The 18,736-nt window shown below is 72.2% G+C and carries 17 protein-coding genes and 1 pseudogene; 10 read left to right on the top strand and 8 right to left on the bottom strand.

Annotation, left to right across the window (positions count from 1 at the left end):
* A pseudogene (locus ACFWJW_RS27370) lies at positions 1–764 on the top strand (hypothetical protein); the annotation flags it as partial.
* Complete coding sequence (locus ACFWJW_RS27365; RefSeq protein WP_387246390.1) at positions 701–1,447, top strand: hypothetical protein; 747 nt, start codon at positions 701–703, stop codon at positions 1,445–1,447. The pseudogene ACFWJW_RS27370 and the gene ACFWJW_RS27365, both read left to right, overlap by 64 nt.
* A gap of 86 nt (positions 1,448–1,533) precedes the next feature.
* Here the strand turns inward: ACFWJW_RS27365 and ACFWJW_RS27360 are convergent, their stop codons facing one another.
* From ACFWJW_RS27360 to ACFWJW_RS27340, 5 genes are all read right to left on the bottom strand, one after another.
* Entirely contained in the window at positions 1,534–3,384 is a 1,851-nt protein-coding gene (locus ACFWJW_RS27360; protein WP_387246380.1) for an IucA/IucC family protein, read from the bottom strand.
* Positions 3,381–3,950: a GNAT family N-acetyltransferase gene (locus ACFWJW_RS27355; protein WP_387246378.1), complete on the bottom strand. Its 570-nt coding sequence runs from the start codon at positions 3,948–3,950 to the stop codon at positions 3,381–3,383. The genes ACFWJW_RS27360 and ACFWJW_RS27355 overlap by 4 nt, the downstream gene beginning before the upstream one ends.
* Positions 3,947–5,266 carry a lysine N(6)-hydroxylase/L-ornithine N(5)-oxygenase family protein gene (locus ACFWJW_RS27350; protein ID WP_387246376.1) on the bottom strand — a complete coding sequence of 440 codons (1,320 nt, stop codon included), beginning with the start codon at positions 5,264–5,266 and terminating at the stop codon, positions 3,947–3,949. The genes ACFWJW_RS27355 and ACFWJW_RS27350 overlap by 4 nt, the downstream gene beginning before the upstream one ends.
* Positions 5,267–5,299: 33 nt before the next feature.
* Positions 5,300–6,829, bottom strand: coding sequence for a pyridoxal phosphate-dependent decarboxylase family protein (locus ACFWJW_RS27345; protein WP_387246374.1), 1,530 nt, complete (start codon positions 6,827–6,829; stop codon positions 5,300–5,302).
* 153 nt (positions 6,830–6,982) lie between these two features.
* A complete protein-coding gene (locus ACFWJW_RS27340; protein WP_387246372.1) occupies positions 6,983–8,248 on the bottom strand; it encodes a DUF1015 family protein in 1,266 nt (421 codons plus the stop codon).
* A gap of 171 nt (positions 8,249–8,419) precedes the next feature.
* Between ACFWJW_RS27340 and ACFWJW_RS27335 the strand changes: the two genes are divergently transcribed.
* Complete coding sequence (locus ACFWJW_RS27335) at positions 8,420–9,445, top strand: HAD-IIA family hydrolase (protein WP_387246370.1); 1,026 nt, start codon at positions 8,420–8,422, stop codon at positions 9,443–9,445.
* A 22-nt stretch (positions 9,446–9,467) separates the two neighbouring features.
* Here the strand turns inward: ACFWJW_RS27335 and ACFWJW_RS27330 are convergent, their stop codons facing one another.
* Both ACFWJW_RS27330 and ACFWJW_RS27325 read right to left on the bottom strand, forming a co-directional pair.
* The gene (locus tag ACFWJW_RS27330; protein ID WP_387246368.1) at positions 9,468–10,358 is read right to left on the bottom strand and encodes a siderophore-interacting protein; all 891 of its coding nucleotides are present in this window, start codon (positions 10,356–10,358) and stop codon (positions 9,468–9,470) included.
* Between the two features lie 178 nt (positions 10,359–10,536).
* Positions 10,537–11,565, bottom strand: a complete 1,029-nt coding sequence (locus ACFWJW_RS27325) for an ABC transporter substrate-binding protein (RefSeq protein WP_387246367.1) — start codon at positions 11,563–11,565, stop codon at positions 10,537–10,539.
* A gap of 62 nt (positions 11,566–11,627) precedes the next feature.
* Between ACFWJW_RS27325 and ACFWJW_RS27320 the strand changes: the two genes are divergently transcribed.
* The 3 genes from ACFWJW_RS27320 to ACFWJW_RS27310 all read left to right on the top strand — a co-directional run bounded on the left by ACFWJW_RS27320 (position 11,628) and on the right by ACFWJW_RS27310 (position 15,097).
* Positions 11,628–12,677 (top strand): FecCD family ABC transporter permease, encoded by a 1,050-nt coding sequence (locus tag ACFWJW_RS27320; protein WP_387246365.1) that lies wholly within the window; start codon positions 11,628–11,630, stop codon positions 12,675–12,677.
* Positions 12,674–13,819 (top strand): FecCD family ABC transporter permease, encoded by a 1,146-nt coding sequence (locus ACFWJW_RS27315; RefSeq protein ID WP_387246363.1) that lies wholly within the window; start codon positions 12,674–12,676, stop codon positions 13,817–13,819. Before ACFWJW_RS27320 ends, ACFWJW_RS27315 begins: the two co-directional genes overlap by 4 nt.
* Positions 13,820–14,095: 276 nt before the next feature.
* The gene (locus tag ACFWJW_RS27310) at positions 14,096–15,097 is read left to right on the top strand and encodes an ABC transporter ATP-binding protein (protein ID WP_387246361.1); all 1,002 of its coding nucleotides are present in this window, start codon (positions 14,096–14,098) and stop codon (positions 15,095–15,097) included.
* A gap of 264 nt (positions 15,098–15,361) precedes the next feature.
* Here ACFWJW_RS27310 and ACFWJW_RS27305 read toward each other — a convergent pair whose 3' ends face one another.
* Complete coding sequence (locus tag ACFWJW_RS27305; RefSeq protein ID WP_387246359.1) at positions 15,362–15,709, bottom strand: SCP2 sterol-binding domain-containing protein; 348 nt, start codon at positions 15,707–15,709, stop codon at positions 15,362–15,364.
* 74 nt (positions 15,710–15,783) lie between these two features.
* On the opposite strand from ACFWJW_RS27305, the gene ACFWJW_RS27300 reads away from it, so the two are divergent.
* From ACFWJW_RS27300 to ACFWJW_RS27285, 4 genes are read left to right on the top strand one after another with little or no spacing between them, the layout of a single operon-like run.
* Positions 15,784–16,401 (top strand): hypothetical protein, encoded by a 618-nt coding sequence (locus ACFWJW_RS27300; RefSeq protein WP_387246357.1) that lies wholly within the window; start codon positions 15,784–15,786, stop codon positions 16,399–16,401.
* A 7-nt stretch (positions 16,402–16,408) separates the two neighbouring features.
* A complete protein-coding gene (locus ACFWJW_RS27295; RefSeq protein ID WP_387246355.1) occupies positions 16,409–17,224 on the top strand; it encodes a TlyA family RNA methyltransferase in 816 nt (271 codons plus the stop codon).
* The gene (locus tag ACFWJW_RS27290) at positions 17,221–18,162 is read left to right on the top strand and encodes an NAD kinase (RefSeq protein ID WP_229893503.1); all 942 of its coding nucleotides are present in this window, start codon (positions 17,221–17,223) and stop codon (positions 18,160–18,162) included. The genes ACFWJW_RS27295 and ACFWJW_RS27290 overlap by 4 nt, the downstream gene beginning before the upstream one ends.
* A 10-nt stretch (positions 18,163–18,172) precedes the next feature.
* Positions 18,173–18,523 (top strand): hypothetical protein, encoded by a 351-nt coding sequence (locus ACFWJW_RS27285; RefSeq protein ID WP_387246353.1) that lies wholly within the window; start codon positions 18,173–18,175, stop codon positions 18,521–18,523.
* Positions 18,524–18,736: the final 213 nt, after the last annotated feature.

Genomic DNA, 18,736 nt, shown 5'->3' with positions numbered 1-18,736 from the left:
GTCCGGGGGCGACCGTGGCGGATATCGCGGTGGTGACCGGCGGGACGACCGTGGTGGGGACCGTGGCGGTTTCCGGCGGGATGACCGTGGTGGCGAGCGTGGTGGGTTCCGTAGGGACGACCGGCCGTTGGGTGGCGACCGTGGTGGGTTCCGTGGGGGCGACCGGCGGGACGATCGCGGTGGGGACCGTGGTGGGTTCCGTAGGGATGACCGTGGGCCGCGGCGGGATGATGAGCGTGGTGGCGGGTTCCGGCGGGAGGAGCGGGGCGGGGACCGTCCCGGCTTCCGGCGGGATGATCGGCGGGATGACCGTGGCGGCGACCGTGGTGGGTTCCGTAGGGATGACCGGCCGTCCGGGGGCGACCGTGGCGGATATCGCGGTGGTGACCGGCGGGACGACCGTGGTGGGGACCGTGGCGGTTTCCGGCGGGATGACCGTGGTGGCGACCGTGGTGGGTTCCGTAGGGACGACCGGCCGTCCGGTGGCGACCGTGGTGGGTTCCGTGGGGGCGACCGGCGGGACGATCGCGGTGGGGACCGTGGTGGGTTCCGTAGGGATGACCGTGGACCGCGTCGGGATGACCGTGGGGGATTCCGGCGGGATGACGAGCGTGGGGGGCGGCGGCCGTACGGCGGTGGCCGGGGGCGGGACGATCGCCGTGATGACCGGCGGGACCGGGACCGGGAGCCGATCAAGCGGCTGCCGATTCCGGAGGACGTCACCGGTGAAGAGATCGACAAGGATGTGCGTCAGGAGCTGCTGAGCCTGCCGAAGACGCTGGCCGATGATGTCGCCAAGAACCTGGTGATGGTGGCGAAGCTGCTGGACGAGGACCCGGAGCAGGCGTACGGCTACTCGCGGGTGGCGCTGCGGCTGGCGTCCAGGGTCGCGGCGGTGCGTGAGGCCGCGGGCTTCGCGGCGTACGCGGTCGGCAAGTACAGCGAGGCGCTGGCGGAGTTCCGGGCGGCGCGGCGGATGACCGGCAGCGTGGAGCTGTGGCCCGTCATGGCGGACTGCGAGCGTGGTCTCGGCCGTCCGGAGAAGGCGATGGCCATGGCCGGTGAGCCCGAGGTGCAGAAGCTCGACAAGGCCGGCCAGGTCGAGATGCGGCTGGTCGCGGCGGGTGCCCGGCGGGACATGGGCCAGGCGGACGCGGCGGTGGTGACCCTCCAGAGCCCGGAGCTCGCGTCGAGTGCGGTGCACCCGTGGACGGCGCGGCTGCGGTACGCGTACGCGGACGCGCTGCTGGCGGTCGGGCGTGAGGACGAGGCGCGCGACTGGTTCGCCAGGGCGCTGGAGGCCGACCAGGGCGGTACGACGGACGCCTCGGACCGGCTCGCGGAGCTGGACGGCGTGGAGTTCACCGACGCGCTGGAAGAGGCCGACGAGGCGGACCCGGCCGAGGACGACGGCGCCCAGGGCGAGGCCGGTTCCGCGAAGGACTGAGCCGGCCGTCGGCCCGAGCCGATGTGACGTATGAGGAAGGGCGGGACCCCGGGGAGGGGTTCCGCCCTTCTGCGTGTGGGGGTGGGTCAGGAGGCCGGAGCGTACGGGGCGAGGGGGTTGCGGAGGGTGCCGATGAGCTGGAGGGCGCCCGCCGGGTCCTGGAGGTCGACCATCTCCTGGTTGTTGCGCAGCTGGAGGCGGTTGAGGCAGGAGAGCGCGAACTCGTCGGTGAAGAGGTCGTAGCGCTCGAACTTGTCGGCGAGCTGGGGGGTGGCCGCCTGGTAGTCGGTGACGCAGGCGGCGACCGTGCGCCAGAAGGTGTCCTCGTCGAGGATGCCCTGGTCGTCGAGGGTGCTGCTGAGGAAGCGGAAGAAGCAGTCGAAGACGTCGGTGAAGACGGACAGGAGTTTCTTGTCCTCGGGGACGTCGGCGCGGATGCGTTCGACGGCGGGGGGCAGCACCGCGTCGATGGGGGCACCTCCCTGGCCCTTAGGGCCTTGGGGGACCATGACGGCGATCTCCTCGGCGATGTCCTTGAAGATCACGCGGGCCACGGCGCCGTCCTCGATGACCAGGATGGCGTTCTCGCCGTGCGGCATGAAGACCAGGTCGTAGGCGTAGAAGGCGTGGAGTACGGGTGTGAGGTAGGCGTCCAGGTAGCGGCGGAGCCAGATGGCGGGTTCCAGGCCGGACTCCTCGATGAGGGCGGCGGCGAGGGAGCCGCCGTCGTCGTCGGTGTGGAGGAGGGAGGCCATGGTGGCCAGGCGCGCGCCCGGTTCGAGGGTGGGGACGGGGCTTTCGCGCCACAGGGCGGCGAGCATCTTCCGGTACGGGGAGCCCTTGGCGGTGGCGGCCTCGTACTGGCGGTGGCGGTAGCCGAGGGCGGCGCGCTCCCGGATGATCGAGAAGCGGGCGGCCCGGAAGGTGTCGTCGGCGTCGATGAGGCGGGCCAGCCAGTCGTTGATGGCCGGGGTGGCCTCCATGTAGGAGGCGGACAGGCCGCGCATGAAGCCCATGTTGAGGACGGAGAGCGCCGTTTTGACGTAGTGCTTGGCGGGGCTGGTGGTGTTGAAGAAGGTGCGGATCGACTGCTGGGCCAGGTAGTCGTCGTCGCCGGGGCCCAGGCACACCAGGCGCTGCTGGGCGACTTCGGCGGCGAAGGTGACGGAGAGCTTGTTCCACCACTGCCAGGGGTGGGTGGGGAAGAAGTAGTAGTCGGCGGGGTCGAGGCCGAGGGTGGTGAGGGTGGCGGCGAAGCGGGCGCGGGTCCCGTCGGGGAGTTCGTCGCGGATCAGGGCGTCGTAGTCGAGGCCGGCGCCGGCGGTGAAGGTGGCGTGGTCGCGGTGGGCGGCGAGCCAGATCAGCCGGAGCGGGGCCGCGGTCTCCGGGGCGTAGGCGTGGTACTCGTGGATGCCAAAGCCGAGCCGGCCGTTGTTGGCGACGAAGCAGGGGTGGCCCTCGGTCATGCCGGTCTCGATGGCCTGGAAGTCCGCCTTCGCGAGCTCCGCGGCGGAGGGCCGGCCGGCGGCGAGCTTGTAGGCGGTCCCGGAGAGGGTGGAGCTGATTTCCTCCAGGTAGACCGGGAGGATCGCCTCGCCGAGGCCCAGGGAGTCACGGAGCTCCAGGAAGAACGCCAGGGCGTCCAGGGGGAGTTCGTCGTGGTCGCGGTGCCGGGTGATGCTGTCGGCGTCGATCTGCCAGTGGTCCAGGGCTCGTCTGCGGGCGGCGAAGCGGTACTCGGTGGCGCCGTCGTCGCTGCGTACGGCGTAGTGGCCGTCCTGCGGGAGGCGCCGGGGGGTGAGCAGTCGTTCATGGGCGAATTCGGCGAGGCCCTTGCGGATCAGCAGCCGGTTGGCGCGGGCCCACAGGTCGGGGGTGAGGTGGGCGACGGCGTCCCGGGCGGACAGGTGCGGGGTGCCGTCGGAGGGGGCGGTCATCGGTGGTCTCCTCGGGTGGCCAGGAACTGGTCGCGGGTACAGGTGCTGAGGTAGGCGTCTTTGGAGGGGAGCGAGACGGTGCGCAGGATCTCGAAGCCGACGGCCTTGTTGAGGGCGTGGACGGCGGTGTTGCGCGCGTCGGGCTCGACGACGACGCGGCGGGTGTCCGGGTCGGCGAAGAGCATCTCCATGACGGTGGTGATCACGGCGCGGGTGAAGCCGTGCACGGGGGTGTCGGTGGGCGCCGACAGGAAGTGCATGCCGACGTCGCCGGGTTCGGCGGCGTGGATGCCGACGAGTTCGCGGTGGGCGGGGTCGTAGCGCTCCATGAGGAAGGCCGGGGTGCCGTTGTGCAGGCCGAGGAAGGCGTCGTGGAAGGGGTCGGCGGAGATGCGCGCGAATTCCTTCTCGACGGCGGCGAGGTCGCAGTCCTGCATCAGCCAGAAGGCGGCCTTGGGGTGGGTGACCCAGCGGTGCAGCAGTTCGGCGTCGCCGTACGGGTCGACCGGGCGGAGGGAGAACTCCCCGAGTGCGGCGTCGGTGCGGGTGAAGAGCGGGGTGGTCATGCCGGGAGCTCCATGGGGTGGTGCGGGCCGGCCGGGGCGGCGAATTCCTGGAAGGCGATGGCCTTTTCGACCGGGTAGTACTCGCGGCCGAGCAGCTCGCGGATGATGCACGCGTTGCGGTAGGCGGCCATGCCGAGGTCGGGGGTGACGAAGCCATGGGTGTGCAGTTCGGCGTTCTGCACGAAGATGCCGCGGCCGGTGGTGTCGATGCTGTAGTTGCGCGCCACGTCGTAGCGGCCGGCGTCGTCCCAGACGATGCGGTCGCGGACGGGGGAGAGGAAGTCCGGTACGCGATAGCGGTAGCCGGTGGCGAGGATCAGGCCCTGGGTGTCGTGGGCGAAGTCCGTGCCCTGTTCCTCCTGGCGCAGGCCCAGGGTGTAGGTGCCGGACGCCTCGTCGTAACTCGCCTGGTGCAGAGCGGTGTTGGTCAGGAGCCGGGTGGGGACCGGGCCGGCCAGGTTCTTCTGGTAGAGCAGATCGAAGATGTCGTTGATCAGCTCGGAGTCGATGCCCTTGTAGAGGTGCTTCTGGGTGGCGTTGAGGCGGTCGCGGGTGGCCGGTGGGAGGGCGTGGAAGTAGTCCACGTACTCCGGGGAGGTCATCTCCAGCGTGAGCTTGGTGTATTCGAGGGGGAAGAAGCGCGGGGAGCGGGTGGCCCAGGTCAGGTGGTAGCCGTGGCTGTCGATGTCCTGGAGGAGGTCGTAGTAGATCTCGGCCGCGCTCTGGCCGCTGCCGATGAGGGTGATGCTGTCCTTGGCCTGGAGGGCCGCCTTGGCGTCGAGGTATCCGGCGTTGTGCAGCAGATCGCCGCCCAGGTCCCGGCAGGCGTCGGGGACGTACGGCGGGGTGCCGGTGCCCAGGACGAGCCTGCGGGCGCGGAAGGTGTGACGCTCGCCGGTGGGCAGCTGCTCGGCGTGGACGCTGTAGAGCTCTTCGTGCTCGTCGTACTCGACGGTGGTGACCCGGTGGCCGAAGCGGACGGAGTCGAGTGTGCCGGCCGCCCAGCGGCAGTAGTCATTGAACTCGGCGCGCAGCGGATAGAAGTTCTCGCGGATGTAGAACGAGTACAGCCGCCCGGACTCCTTGAGGTAGTTCAGGAACGAGAAGGGGGAGCTGGGGTCGGCGAGGGTGACCAGGTCGGCCAGGAACGGCACTTGGAGGTGGCTGCTGTCCAGCATCATGCCGGGGTGCCAGTCGAAGGACGCCTTGTCGTCCAGGAACAGGCCGTCGAGTCCGTCGATCGGCTCGGTCAGGCAGGCCAGGCCCAGGTTGAACGGGCCGAGGCCGATGGCGATGAAGTCGTAAGGGGCGGACACGGGGGTCTCCGATGGGGGCGGTTGGCGGGGAGGTCAGCGCGCGCTGAGGGCCGGCCGGGGCTGCTCGGCGAGGTAGCTGCCGGCGTGCTCGGCGATCAGGTCGAGGACGGTGGCGATGTCCTCGAGCGTGGTCTCCGGGTTGAGCAGGGTGAACTTGAGGTAGTGGCGGCCGTCGACGACGGTGCCCGCGACGATCGCCGCACCGGAGGCGAACAGCGCCTCCCTGGCGTGCAGATTGACCCGGTCGCTGAGTTCGGGGTCCTGGTCGGTGGAGGGCACGTAACGGAAGACCAGGGTGCTCAGCCGGGGCTCGACGACGACCTCGAAGCGGGGGTCGTCGTGCAGCAGTTTCCAGGCGTCCGCGGCCCGGTCGATGACCTCGTCGAAGAGTTCGCCGAGGGCCGGGGCGCCCATGATGCGCAGGGTGAGCCAGAGCTTGAGGGCGTCGAAGCGGCGGGTGGTCTGGATCGACTTGTCGACCTGGTTGGGGATGCGCTGCTCCACCATGCGGCGGGGGTTGAGATAGTCCGCGTGGTAGGTGACATGCCGCAGGGTGGCGCGGTCGCGGACCAGGATGGCGCTGGAACTCACCGGCTGGAAGAAGGACTTGTGGTAGTCGACGGTCACCGAGTCGGCGCGTTCGATGCCGGTCAGCAGGGCGCGGCGGCGGGAGACCAGCAGTCCGCAGCCGTAGGCGGCGTCGACATGCATCCAGGCGCCGTACCCGGCGCACAGGCCGGCGATCTCGGGGAGCGGGTCGATGGAGCCGAAGTCGGTGGTGCCGGCGGTGGCGACGACGGCCATGGGTATCAGGCCGTCGCGCCGGCAGCGGGCCAGTTCGGCGGCGAGCGCGTCGGGGCGCATGCGCTTGGTGTCGTCGCTGGGGACGGCGATGACGGCGTCCGCGCCCAGGCCGAGCAGGGTGGCCGACTTGCGAATGCTGAAGTGGCTGCACTCGGAGGTGAGGATGCGCAGCCGGGGCAGGACGTCGGTGAGCCGGGCGGCCGGGGAGTCCTCGCGGCTCAGCTCCCGGCGGCAGACCTCGTCGCGGGCGAGCAGCATGGCCTGGAGGTTGGACTGGCTGCCGCCGCTGGTGAAGACGCCGTCGGCCGCCTCGCCCAGACCGATCCGCTCGGCCGTCCAGTCGATCAGCCGGCGCTCGATGAGCGTGCCGCCCGCGCTCTGGTCCCAGGTGTCCAGGGAGGAGTTGACGGCGGAGAGCACGGCCTCGCCGACGAGGGCGGGGATCACCACGGGGCAGTTGAGGTGCGCGAGGTAGCGCGGGTGGTGGAAGTAGACGGCGTCGCGGAGGTAGACCTCTTCGAGTTCGTCGAGCGCGGCGGCCACGTCGTGCAGCGGGCTGTCGAGGTCGATGCCGGAGACGGTGGGGGTGAGGCCGTCGGCGGTGATTCCGGTGAACGGCTGGGCGGTGCCGGCGATTTTGGCGCTGATCCGCGTGACGCTCTCGGTGACCGCGCTGTGGTAGCGCCGGGCGGTGCCGTTGGTGAGCAGATACGCCCGGTTGTCGGCCGGGTCCTCGGCAGAATGCGCGAGGAGACTCATGAAGATGTCCTCCCTGGTGCGGAGTTGACCACGTCCTGCGCAGGGCTGAGTGTGCGCAGGGGCAGGGAGACCCCGCCCGGCGACGTAGTGAGGTAAGCCTAACCTAACTAGATCGCGGGCGAGGTGGGGCGTGACGGCGCCCTGGCCCGGAGGTCAGTTCTCGTCGCCGTCCAGGGTGCGCAGGACCAGGCCCGTGGCGGGCTTGGGGCCGAAGGAGGTGGACTTCCGCGGCATCGTCACCCCGTGCTCGGCGAGCTGACGGACCGTCTCCTCGGAGGTGGCGCGCATCAGCACGGCCGTACCGCCGTGCCGGGCGGCCTGCTCGACGGCGGCTTCGGTGTGATGCAGATAGCCGATGTCGGAAGGGTGGTCAGGAATGTGCCAGACCTCGTCCAGCAGGACGGAGTGCAGCACGGTGGCGTCCAACTGCCGCCAGGTCTCGGGCCGGTCCCGGCGGATCGTCCGGTCCAGCAGACCGGGATCGGGGCGGTCCAGGAGGTGGAAGGAGTCCGGGCCGCCGGCGAGCACGAAGGCCGTGCCGGGCGTCTCCTCCAGGGCCTCCAAGGCGGCGGACAGCTCGCCGGGGAGGGCGCGGGCACGGAAGGCGCCGGCCAGGTCCGCCAGCGCCTTGGCGGGCGGCAGATGCGGCAGCACCCGGTGGATCGCGCGGACCTGGAGCGGATAGCGGGCGGTGTCCACCAGCAGCACCAGACCGGAGGCCCAGGGCGAGCCGGCGGTGGCGCCGGGCCGCTGCTCGTACAGCCGCTGGTAGGTCGCCCAGCGGTGGTGGCCGTCGGCGATCAGGGCCTGTCGGCGGGTGAGGTCGTCGTCGATGGCGGTGAGGTCGGCCGGGTCGGTGACCGCCCACAGGCGGTGGGCGAAGCCGTCCTCCGTAGTGGTGGCGAGCAGCGGCTCCCGCTCCACCACGCGCTCGATGACCGCGGCGGCGCCGGTCGCGGTGCCCTCACCGCGGTAGGAGAGCAGCAGCGGTTCGAAGTTCGCGGCCGCCGCCCGCATCAGGGCGGCCCGGTCCTCGACCACCTCGGGGATCACGCCCTCGTGCGGCAGCACCGGACCGTCCAGGCGCAGCGCCCCGATCAGCCCGCGCTGGAGCAGCTCGCCGGAGCGCTGCTCGTAGACGTACAGCGCGGGCTCGGCGTCCTGCGTCAGCACGCCCTCGCTGCGCCAGCGGTGCAGGGTGTCGGCGGCCTGGCGGTGGCGGGTGGTGGGGTCGGCGGCGTGCGGGAGGATCAGCCGGACGATGTTGTACGGATCGGCGGTCTCCAGGTGGCGCACGCCGTCCGGCCGGACCACCACGTCGTACGGCGGGGACATCACAGCGGTCAGGCTGCTGACCCGCTCCGGGGCGTAACGCAGCCCGCGGAACGGGAGGAGGCGGAGGCCGTCGGTACTGGTCATTGAAGAATGCTATGCCGCCGGACGGATGAGGGAAGATCGGGGGACAGCCGGTGCCTGGCTGGAAATATCGGTAGGCGCGAAGTGGAGGGCGAGGGTCCCCACGGGGCGGTGAGTGTGCCCCCGGGGGCGGCGGATCCCCGGCGCGACATGTGGAGCGAGGAGCGAGACGGCATGAACGAGCAGGTTCGCAGGCGGCCCGACGGGTCCCGGCAGGCGCTGAGCGAGGCATATGACACCGCGCTGCTGGATCTGGACGGGGTGGTCTACGCCGGCGGACAGGCCATCGAGCACGCCGTGGAGTCGCTGACCCGGGCCCGCAAGGGCGGAATGCACCTCGCCTATGTGACCAACAACGCCGCCCGGACCCCACAGGCCGTCGCCGACCAGCTGTCCGGTTTTGGCCTGCCGACCGGGCCGGAGGACGTGATCACCTCGGCGCAGGCAGTGGCGCGGCTGATCGCCGAGCAGGTGCCGGCGGGCGCGCGGGTGCTGGCCATCGGCGGCGAGGGGCTGCGGGTGGCGCTGCGCGAGCGCGGTCTCGTTCCGGTCGGCTCCGCGGACGACGACCCGGCGGCCGTGGTGCAGGGCTATGACCCCTCGCTGGACTGGGAGCGGCTGGCGGAGGCCGCGTACGCGGTGCAGCGCGGGGTGCCCTGGTTCGCGTCCAACACGGACCTGACGATCCCCAAGGAGCGCGGGATCGCGCCCGGCAACGGTGCGTTGGTGGAGGTGGTCCGGATCGCCGCGGGCGGCACCCCGCAGGTGGCGGGCAAGCCGCTGCCCCCGATGCACCGGGAGACGGTGCTGCGGACCGGTGCGCGCCGGCCGCTGGTGATCGGCGACCGGCTCGACACCGATATCGAGGGGGCCTGCAACGGCGAGGTCGACTCGCTGCTGGTGCTCACCGGCGTCACCACACCGGCCGCACTGCTGGCCGCCCCGCCCAAGCACCGCCCCGCCTATGTGGACGAGGATCTGCGCGGGCTGCTGACCCCGCAGCCGGAGGTGACCGCGGACGGCGGCGGTTTCCGGTGCGGCGGCTGGCGGGCCGAGGCGGCCGGGGACACCCTGCGGGTGGCGGGCGAGGGCACGCCGGTCGACGGGCTCCGGGCGCTGTGCGCGGCGGCCTGGACGGCGGCGGGGGACGGCGGTTACGAGGCGGACACGGGGCCGGCGCTGGCGCGGATCGGCTGGTGAGACGGGGTCCCGGCGCGCGGGGTCAGTCCTCCTCGGGCGCCGGGGCACCGGCCGTCAGCTCCGCGAGCAGATCTTCCTCGGAGGCGCCGCGGCGCCAGTAGCCGGTGAACTTGACGGCCCTGCGGTCGATGCCGCGCTCGCGGACGAGATGCCTGCGCACCGCCTTGACGGTGCCGGACTCGCCGGCGATCCAGGCGTACGGGGTGCCCTCGGGAAGCTCGGCGGCGCGCAGGGCGTCGAGCACCGGCTCGCGCCGCGCGTCGGTCGCCCCGTCCCGGACGAGCCAGATGATGTCGGTGTCGGCGAAGGACGGCAGCCGCTGCCGGTCGTCCTCGTGCGCGATCTCGATCCAGACCTTGGCGCGGGTGCCGGGGGAGAGCCAGGACAGGATGCCGGCGATCGCGGGCAGCGCCGTCTCGTCGCCGGTGATCAGGATCCAGTCGGTGCCGGCCGGCGGCCGGAAGTCGACACCGCCGTTGTCCTCCACGGCCGGGGCGAGGACGGTCAGCCGGTCGCCGGGCCGGGCGTGGGCGGCCCAGCGGGAGGCGGGGCCGCCGGCCAGTGGAGCGGCCCCCGGTCCGGCCCCGTGCAGCGCGAAGTCGACATCGAACTCCCGTGGTTCATGGCGCTGTTCGCGGATGGTGTACGAGCGCATCACCGGCCGCTCGGCCGGGTCCTGCGCGCGCCAGGCGGTGTACCAGCCGTCGCCGGTGTCATGGAAGACCGGCCGGTCCTGGTGGGGCTGCGGTAGGAAGAGCTTGAAGCGCTGGTCGCGACCGCCGGAGGCCAGTTCGGCCAGCCGTTCACCGCCGAAGGTGACCCGCACCACGGAGGGGCTCAGCCGTCGGGTCCGTACGACATACACGTCGAAGAAGCGGAACGGTGCGGTGGCGGGGGCGGCGGTCGTGGTCATGTGGGGGACCTCCCGGGACGGGGCGGGGACTGTGCGGTGTGGTGGTGCGGTGGCTTTCGGGTGGTGCGGTGGCTCCGGGCGCGCAGGCGCAGGGGTGTTGTGGTGCGGGGTGCCGCGGTGGACCGTGGCGGCCGGGGTGTGCCGCGGCCGGGTTGCGGCGATCCACCGCGGCCGTACGTCAGTTGGCCTTCTTGGCGCCCTCGATGGCCGTGGCGAGCGACTCGATGAGCGGGGCGGCGCCCGCGTAGGAGAAGCGCGGTTCGCTCGACCACGGGGTGATCTGGCCGGCCTTGACCGCGGGCAGCCTGGCCCAGGAGGGCTTGGCCGCCAGGTCCTTGGGCTGGAGGGTGGCGGTCCGGCTGTCCAGCAGGAGTACATCCGCCTTGTACTTGTCGGCGTTCTCCCAGCTCAGGCTCTCGAAGTAGCCGCCCTTGTCCAGGTGGTCGGGGACGATCAGATCGACGCCGAGGGACTTGTAGTACATGAGGTCGGCGTTGATGCCGGGGTTGGACGCGTAGAAGAGGCCCGGGCTGCCGGAGCAGGCGAGCACCTTGACCGGGTGGGACTTGGCGGCCTTGCGCAGCGCCGCGGAGGCCCTCTCGAAGCGGGCCTTGGCGTCGGTGACCTTCTTCGCCCGGAGGTCGGCGCCGAGCGACTCGGCCAGCTCGGCGTAGCGCTCGATGATCTTGACGAGCGGGACCCGGGCCGAGGTGATGGCGACGCTCTTCGCCAGCGGGGTGATCTTGTCCTTGCTGTCGTCCGGTACGAACCACAGCGCGTCCGGCTCGTACATGTTCGTGACCAGCAGATCGGGGCGCAGGGACGCGTACTTCTCGACGTTGAACTGGTTGTAGGCGTTGCCGATGACGGTGACCTTGTCGACGTCCAGGTCGCCGGCCTGCGGATCGGGCTTGCCGTTCTTGAGCTTGGTGGGGCCGAAGACACCGACGATCTGGTCGTCGATCCCGAAGTCGTGGAGTGCGGCCGCGGTGCCGGTGAAGGCGACGATGCGCTGCGGGGTGTTCTTCAGCGAGACCTTCTGCTTACGGTCGTCGGTGAAGGACCACGGACCGGTGTCGGCGCCCTTGTCGGCACCCCCCGAGCCCTTGTCTCCGCCGCATGCGGCCAGCAGGGCGCCGATGCCGACGGCGCCCCCCGCGGCCAGGATGCCGCGACGGGACGGAGTGACGGTTGGGGAGGTGCTCATGGGCGCACTTCTCTCTGGGAGGGGCTGCGAGTTGAATGTGAGGGTAGGCTAACCTAACCATCGTGTTGGTTGACAGTCCCCCCGAAGCGGCAACGGCTCCGGACCCCGTGACACCCCGGCGGCGCCCCCTCCTGCGCTCCGCGGGGCTGGTGGTCGCGGTCGCCGTATTGGCCGTCATCGTCGTTCTCGGCATCGCGGTCGGCGCCAAACAGATCCCCCTCGACCAGGTGTGGCACGGGGTGTTCCACTACTCCGCCTCCGACACCGACGTCGTCATCCGCGATGTCCGCTTCCCGCGCACGCTGCTCGGCCTGCTCGTCGGCGCCGCGCTCGGCCTGGCCGGCACGGTCATGCAGGCGCTGACCCGAAACCCCCTGGCGGACCCCGGAGTTCTCGGTATCAACGCCGGTGCCTCGGCCGCGGTCGTCACCGCCGTCAGCTTCTTCGGCATCACCTCACTGACCGGCTATGTGTGGTTCGCGTTCGCCGGCGCCGCGGTGGTCAATGTCGCGGTGTACGTCCTCGGCGGCACCCGGGGCGCCACGCCCGTACGGCTCGCCCTGGCCGGCACCGCGCTGACCGCCGTCCTCATCGGCTACATCAACGCCGTCAACCTGACGGACACCGCGGCGCTGGACAAGATGCGCTTCTGGACGGTGGGTTCGCTGGCCTCGGCCACTCTGCCGACGGTCACCGCGATCGCGCCGTTCCTGGCGGTGGGGGGTGCCCTCGCGCTGCTGATCGCCCGGCCGCTGAACGCCATCGCGCTCGGCGACGACCAGGCGCGGGCGCTGGGCGCCCGGCTGACCCGCACCCGGGTGCTGGCGATGCTCGCCGTCACCCTGCTGTGCGGCGGGGCGACCGCCGCCTGCGGCCCGATCGTCTATGTGGGCCTGATGGTTCCGCATGCCGTACGGGCCGTCACCGGGCCCGATCTGCGCTGGATCCTGCCGTACTCCGCGGTGCTCTCACCGGCCCTGCTCCTTGGCGCGGATGTCCTCGGCCGGGTCGTGGCCCGGCCCGGTGAGCTCCAGGTCGGCATCGTCACGGCCGTCCTCGGCGGACCGGTCTTCATCTATCTCGTACGACGTCGGAGGATGGCCCAGCTGTGAGCGCGACCGTGAAGTCCGGGGAGGCCGTGGGGTCCGAGGCCGGGAAGGCCCGGGCGACGGGGACCCGGCGGGTGAGGGCGGTACGCACCAGGGGTGGCCTCTCGGTGCGCCTGGATGTACGCGCCACGGCGGCCGGACTGCTGCTGCTGGCCCTCGCACTGGCCGCCGCCGTCGCCCTGATCGGCTCCGGCGACTACCCGATGACCCCGGCCGAGGTGCTCGCCGCCCTGACCGGCGGCGGGGACGCCGGCCAGCAGTACATCGTGCACGACCTGCGGCTGCCGCGGGTGCTGGTGGGGCTGTTGGTGGGGGTCGCGTTCGGGGTCTCCGGGGCGGTCTTCCAGACCGTCTCCCGCAATCCGCTGGGCAGTCCGGACGTCCTGGGCTTCGCCCAGGGCTCGTCCGTCGGCGCGCTGGCCGCCATCGTCTACTTCCAGGCCGATGCCTTCGGGGTCGCGGCCGGCGCGGTGGCCGGCGGGGTGGGCACCGGGATCGCCATCTTCCTGCTCGCCTGGAAGCGCGGCATCCACGGCTACCGCTTCGTGCTCGTCGGCATCGGAGCGAGCGCCATGCTCTACGCGATGGTGCTCTTCCTCATGACCAAGGCGAACATCGTCGAGGCGACCCGGGCCACCACCTGGATGACCGGCTCCCTCAACGGCCGTGACTGGGACCAGGTCCAGCCGCTGGCCGCGGTCTGCGCCGTCCTCGTCCCGCTGCTGCTGTTCTTCGGGCGGCCGCTGCGCATGCTGGAGATGGGCGATGACGCCGCGTATGCGCTCGGCGTACGGGTCGACCGGGTCCGGGTCGTCGTGCTGCTGGCGGCGGTGGTGCTCGTCGCCGCCGCCACCGCGGCGGCCGGGCCGATCTCCTTCGTCGCGCTCACCGCACCCCAGCTGGCCCGCCGGCTGACCCTGCCGCGCTGGCTCAAGGGCGCGGGGAGCGGGGGCGGTGCCCCCATGCCCGGTCCCAACCTGGTGCTCTCCGGCCTCATGGGCGCCGTGCTGCTGGTCGCCGCCGACTGGGCGTCCCAGCGGCTCTTCGGCGCCGACCAGCTGCCGGTGGGGGTGCTCACCGGCGTTCTCGGCGGCGGCTATCTGCTGTGGCTGCTGGCCACGGAGCGCAGGGCGGGACGGGTGTGAGCGGTTGGGCGGCGAGGGGAGGACGGGCCGGGCGGGAGCTACGGGCCGGGTGGTGGGCGCCGGAGGGCGGGGCGGGGTGTGCCGGGCGGTGGTTCCGGGCCGGGCGGAGGGGAGTGTGGGCCGTGCCGGGCGGTGGTTCCGGGCCGGGCGGGAACCCCGGGCCGGGCGGCGACCCAGCGCCGGCCCGGCGACGGTGCGGGTCCCGGCCGGCGACGGCGCGGTCGGTTCCGGGCCGGCCAACAGCAGTGACACGACAACAACCCCAGGAGTTCCGAAGTGAGCCGTCTCTCGGCCGAGAACGTCACCCTCGCCTACGACCAGCGGGTCATCGCCGAGAACCTCTCGGTCGCCATCCCCGACCACTCCTTCACGGTCATCGTCGGCCCCAACGCCTGCGGTAAGTCCACGCTGCTGCGTGCGCTCTCGCGGATGCTCAAACCGGCCAGTGGATCGGTCCTGCTCGACGGCGCCGCGATCTCCTCGCTGCCGGCCAAGAAGGTCGCCAGGACGCTCGGGCTGCTGCCGCAGTCCTCGATCGCCCCGGACGGGATCACCGTGTCGGATCTGGTGGCCCGCGGCCGCTATCCGCACCAGGGGCTGCTGCGGCAGTGGTCGCCCGAGGACGAGCGGATCGTCGAGGAGTCGATGGCGGCCACCGGCGTCCGTGAGCTGGCCGACCGCTATGTCGACGAGCTGTCCGGCGGCCAGCGGCAGCGGGTGTGGATCGCGATGGCGCTCGCCCAGCAGACCCCGCTGTTCCTGCTGGACGAGCCGACGACGTATCTGGACATCCAGCACCAGATCGAGGTGCTGGACCTGTGCGCCGAGCTCCACGAGGAGCAGGGACGCACCCTGGTCGCGGTGCTGCACGACCTCAACCACGCGGCCCGATACGCGACACATCTCATCGCCATGAAGGACGGCGCGGTCCTCGCCGAGGGCGCCCCGGCCGACATCGTCACGGCGGAACTGGTGGAGCGGGTCTTCGGCCTCGGCTGCCAGATCATCGAGGACCCGGAGAGCGGCACTCCCTTGGTCGTCCCGGCGGCCCGCAAGCCGCGTAACGGGGGTGCCCGCGGGGGCCGGACGATGAAGGCTGAGGCGTCGGCGGGGGTGGGGGAGGCGCTTTCGGGACGGGAGGCGGCTTCGGCAGTGGAGAGGGAGGAGGCGCCTTCGGCCACGGAGACGGCTGCGCGGGCGGGGGAGGCTTCGGGGGCTGAGGAGCCTGCGGGGGCTGCGGGGGCTGCGGCGGGGGTTGGGCGGGGGAGCGGTCGGTAGGGGGCCAGGGGGCCAGGGGGCCAGGCGGCCGGGGCCAGGGGCTGCGTCGCGGGCTGTGGTTGGCGAGGCGTGAGGCGTCAGGGCCTGGTCGGTGGGGCGTGAGGCGTCAGGGGCTGGCCGGTGGGGCGCCCGGGGCGCGGCTGATGGGGCGTGACGGGGGGCGGTCCGGCTGACGAGGGTGCGACGAGCGGGGCTGCGGCTGCCCGGAGTGCGCTGAGCGGGGCCGCGGCGCCGGTTGGCGAGGCGCGACGCGATGGGCTGCTGTTACAGCAATGTCCTGAGGCGGAGCAGGTCGCGCAGGCCGGCCTCCAGCTTGACGCGGCCGCTGCCCCATGCCCTGGCGAAGTTCAGCTCTCCGTCCACCAGGGACACCAGGTCGTCGCCGGCCATGGACAGCCGGATATCGGCCTTGTGCGGGGGCGGGCCGGGGACGTTGGTCACCTCCTGGATGGTGCCGTCGGCCAGCCGCCCGAGGAAGGTCACATCGAGGTCCGTGATGCGGCAGCTGAGTGAGCGGTCGAACGTGGCGGCCTGGCGGACGCTGCCGTCGGCCGAGGACAGGTTCTGGGCCAGCCGGTCGAGAGCGGCGCGGCACTGTTCGAGGGTTGCCATCCTGATCGACGATACGCCAGGTCGGGGACGGCTCGTTCCTCCCCGACCGGCTTCGCCGGGGTAGCGTCGGGGGCATGGAAGAGCCGACGTCCGGCCCGGAGCCGGAGGCGCCCGCGCAAGCCGCGCCAGGTGAGCCGATGGAGCCCGCGGAACCGAGGGAACCCGGGCCGCGCGAGCGCAGCGGAGCCGTGAGCCCCGAGGGTGGTCTGCCGGCCGGTCCCGTCGGGTCGGGCAGTGCCGCAGGGCCGGACGGTGCCGCAGGGCGTGACGTTCCCGCCGAGCGGGGCGTTGCCGCCGAGCCGGACAGTGACGCCGAGCCGGGCGGTGGCGCGGAGCGGAGCGGTGACGCCGAGCCGGACAGTGACGCCGAGCCGGGCGGTGGCACGGAGCCGGGCGATACCGCTGAGCCGGTTGGTGCCGCCGGGCCGGGCGGACAGGGCCGGTCGGGCGCTGCGGGCGAGCCGGTGGAGCCCGCTGGGCCGCAGCCGATCGGGGTGGGTGTGACACCGACCGGTGAGGCCGCGGTCGATACCGGGCTGCGGCGCCTCGCCGACGCCGACCACCTCCCCGCGAGCGAACACCTCCAGGTGTACGAGGATGTGCATCGTGGGCTGCGCGATGTGCTGGCCGGTCTCGACCAGCACCCCGGGCCGCCCGCCCCTTCCTCGACGACGCACGACAACAGGAGCTGAACCACAGGTGGCAGGAGTGGCACGACGCCGTCTCGACGCGGAGCTGGTGCGCCGCAAGCTGGCCCGTTCGCGCGAGCACGCCAGCCAGCTGATCGCCGCGGGCCGGGTGACCGTCGGCGGGGCGACCGCGACCAAACCGGCCACCCAGGTGGAGACCAGCGCGGCCGTGGTCGTCCGCGAGGACGAGAGCGACCCCGACTATGTCTCGCGCGGCGGGCACAAGCTGGCCGGAGCATTCGCCGCCTTCGTCCCGCTCGGCCTGAAGATCGAGGGCCGCCGGGCGCTGGACGCGGGCGCCTCGACCGGTGGCTTCACCGATGTCCTGCTGCGGGCCGGCGCGCGTCATGTCGTCGCCGTCGACGTCGGATACGGACAGCTCGCCTGGTCGCTCCAGAGCGACGAGCGGGTCACCGTGAAGGACCGCACCAATGTACGCGAACTGACCCTGGAGCAGATCGACTCGGAGCCCGTCGATCTCGTCGTCGGCGATCTCTCGTTCATCCCGCTGGGGCTCGTGCTGCCCGCACTGGCCCGCTGCGCGGCGCCCGGCGCGGATCTGGTGCTGATGGTCAAGCCGCAGTTCGAGGTCGGCAAGGAGCGGCTGGGCAGCGGCGGGGTGGTGCGCAGCACGGAACTGCGGGCCGAGGCCGTCCGCGCGGTCGCGAGCCGGGCCGCCGAACTGGAATTTGGCGTACTTGGCGTAACTGCGAGCCCACTGCCTGGACCTTCCGGGAATGTCGAGTACTTTCTGTGGCTGCGCGCCGGGGCGCCTGCACTCGACCCGGCGGACGTCGACCGTGCAGTGGCGGAGGGGCCTCGTTGACCACTACCCATGCAGTTGAAGGCAGCGCAGCACACGAGAACACCGGAGCCGGGCGGACGGTGTTCCTGCTCGCACACACGGGCCGCCCCGCGGCCATCCGCAGTGCCGAACTCGTTGTCCAGGGGCTGCTGCGCAGCGGCATCGGGGTACGGGTGCTGGCGGAGGAGGCGGCGGATCTGCCGCTGCCGTCGTCGGTCCAGCGCGTCGACTCCGAGCAGTGCGCCGCCGAGGGCTGCGAACTCCTGGTGGTGCTGGGCGGGGACGGCACCCTGCTGCGCGGCGCGGACTTCGCCAGGACGTCCGGGGTGCCGATGCTCGGTGTCAATCTCGGCCGGGTCGGCTTCCTCGCGGAGGCCGAGCGCGACGACCTCGACAAGGTCGTCGACCGGGTCGTCACCCGGGCGTACGAGGTCGAGGAGCGGATGACGCTCGATGTCCTCGTCCGCAACAACGGCAATGTCGTCCACACCGATTGGGCCCTGAACGAGGCGTCGGTGGAGAAGGCCGCACGGGAGCGGATGCTGGAGGTGGTGACCGAGGTCGACGGCCGGCCCGTCTCGCGCTTCGGTGGCGACGGCGTGGTCTGTGCGACTCCGACCGGTTCGACCGCATACGCCTTCTCGGCCGGCGGGCCGGTGGTCTGGCCCGAGGTCGAGGCCCTGCTGATGGTCCCGATCAGTGCCCACGCCCTGTTCGCCAAACCGCTGGTCACCTCGCCGCGTTCCGTGCTGGCGGTGGAGGTCCAGCCCAAGACGCCGCACGGCATTCTCTGGTGCGACGGCCGCCGCAGTGTCGAACTCCCCGCCGGCGCCCGCGTCGAGGTCCGCCGCGGCGCCGTACCCGTACGCCTGGCCCGTCTGCACCATGCCTCCTTCACGGACCGCCTGGTCGCCAAGTTCGCCCTCCCCGTGGCGGGGTGGCGGGGGGCGCCGCACTAAGGGGTGTCCGGTGCGTCCCCGCTGCCGCCAGGGCCGGCGCCAGCGGGCGCCGGTCGCGCGGAGCGTCGCGCATCCGCGGCGCTGCCGGGCGACGGCCCGGACCTTCGTCGAGACGCTCGTGAATATCGACATGTGGACCGAGCCGCGGAGCGGAGTGACGGCCGTGCCCGCCCCGGCGCCGCCGCACCTCGCCCGCGCGCCGGCGTCGGCCGTCACCGCCCGGTCCACGGCGGGCGGCAGGGCCTCCGCGCCGGCCGAGACGAATCGCCTCATCGACGCGACGAGCCGCCGCACCGAGGCGCCGGCAATGGCCACCGCACCCCGCCTGACCACCGCTGTCCTGCCCGCCGTGGGCCGGTGACCGCACCACCCCGCATACGTCGATACATACGTCGATCCGCTGGACATGAGCACACCTTTCGTTCCGGACTGTGATCAGCTTGACGGCTGAGCGTGATCACGCACCATGCGGAATTCCCCCGTCTTTCGGTGCGGTTTTCCGCAGGGCCGGGGGCAGGAGTGAGGGGAGGCCGTCGCGGGGCGACCCCGGGACCTCGTAAGGTCGTATCCGTGT

This window comes from Streptomyces sp. NPDC127097 (genome assembly GCF_042724075.1).
Taxonomy (GTDB): Bacteria; Actinomycetota; Actinomycetes; order Streptomycetales; family Streptomycetaceae; genus Streptomyces.
This window is presented reverse-complemented; position numbering and strand designations above follow the sequence as displayed.

Coding starts and splice junctions, on each gene's coding strand:
- ACFWJW_RS27305 (WP_387246359.1), bottom strand. CDS start 15,709: ATGGCAACCCTCGAACAGTGCCGCGCCGCTCTCGACCGGCTGGCCCAG.
- ACFWJW_RS27335 (WP_387246370.1), top strand. CDS start 8,420: ATGAACGAGCAGGTTCGCAGGCGGCCCGACGGGTCCCGGCAGGCGCTG.
- ACFWJW_RS27325 (WP_387246367.1), bottom strand. CDS start 11,565: ATGAGCACCTCCCCAACCGTCACTCCGTCCCGTCGCGGCATCCTGGCC.
- ACFWJW_RS27340 (WP_387246372.1), bottom strand. CDS start 8,248: ATGACCAGTACCGACGGCCTCCGCCTCCTCCCGTTCCGCGGGCTGCGT.
- ACFWJW_RS27345 (WP_387246374.1), bottom strand. CDS start 6,829: ATGAGTCTCCTCGCGCATTCTGCCGAGGACCCGGCCGACAACCGGGCG.
- ACFWJW_RS27360 (WP_387246380.1), bottom strand. CDS start 3,384: ATGACCGCCCCCTCCGACGGCACCCCGCACCTGTCCGCCCGGGACGCC.
- ACFWJW_RS27300 (WP_387246357.1), top strand. CDS start 15,784: ATGGAAGAGCCGACGTCCGGCCCGGAGCCGGAGGCGCCCGCGCAAGCC.
- ACFWJW_RS27355 (WP_387246378.1), bottom strand. CDS start 3,950: ATGACCACCCCGCTCTTCACCCGCACCGACGCCGCACTCGGGGAGTTC.
- ACFWJW_RS27330 (WP_387246368.1), bottom strand. CDS start 10,358: ATGACCACGACCGCCGCCCCCGCCACCGCACCGTTCCGCTTCTTCGAC.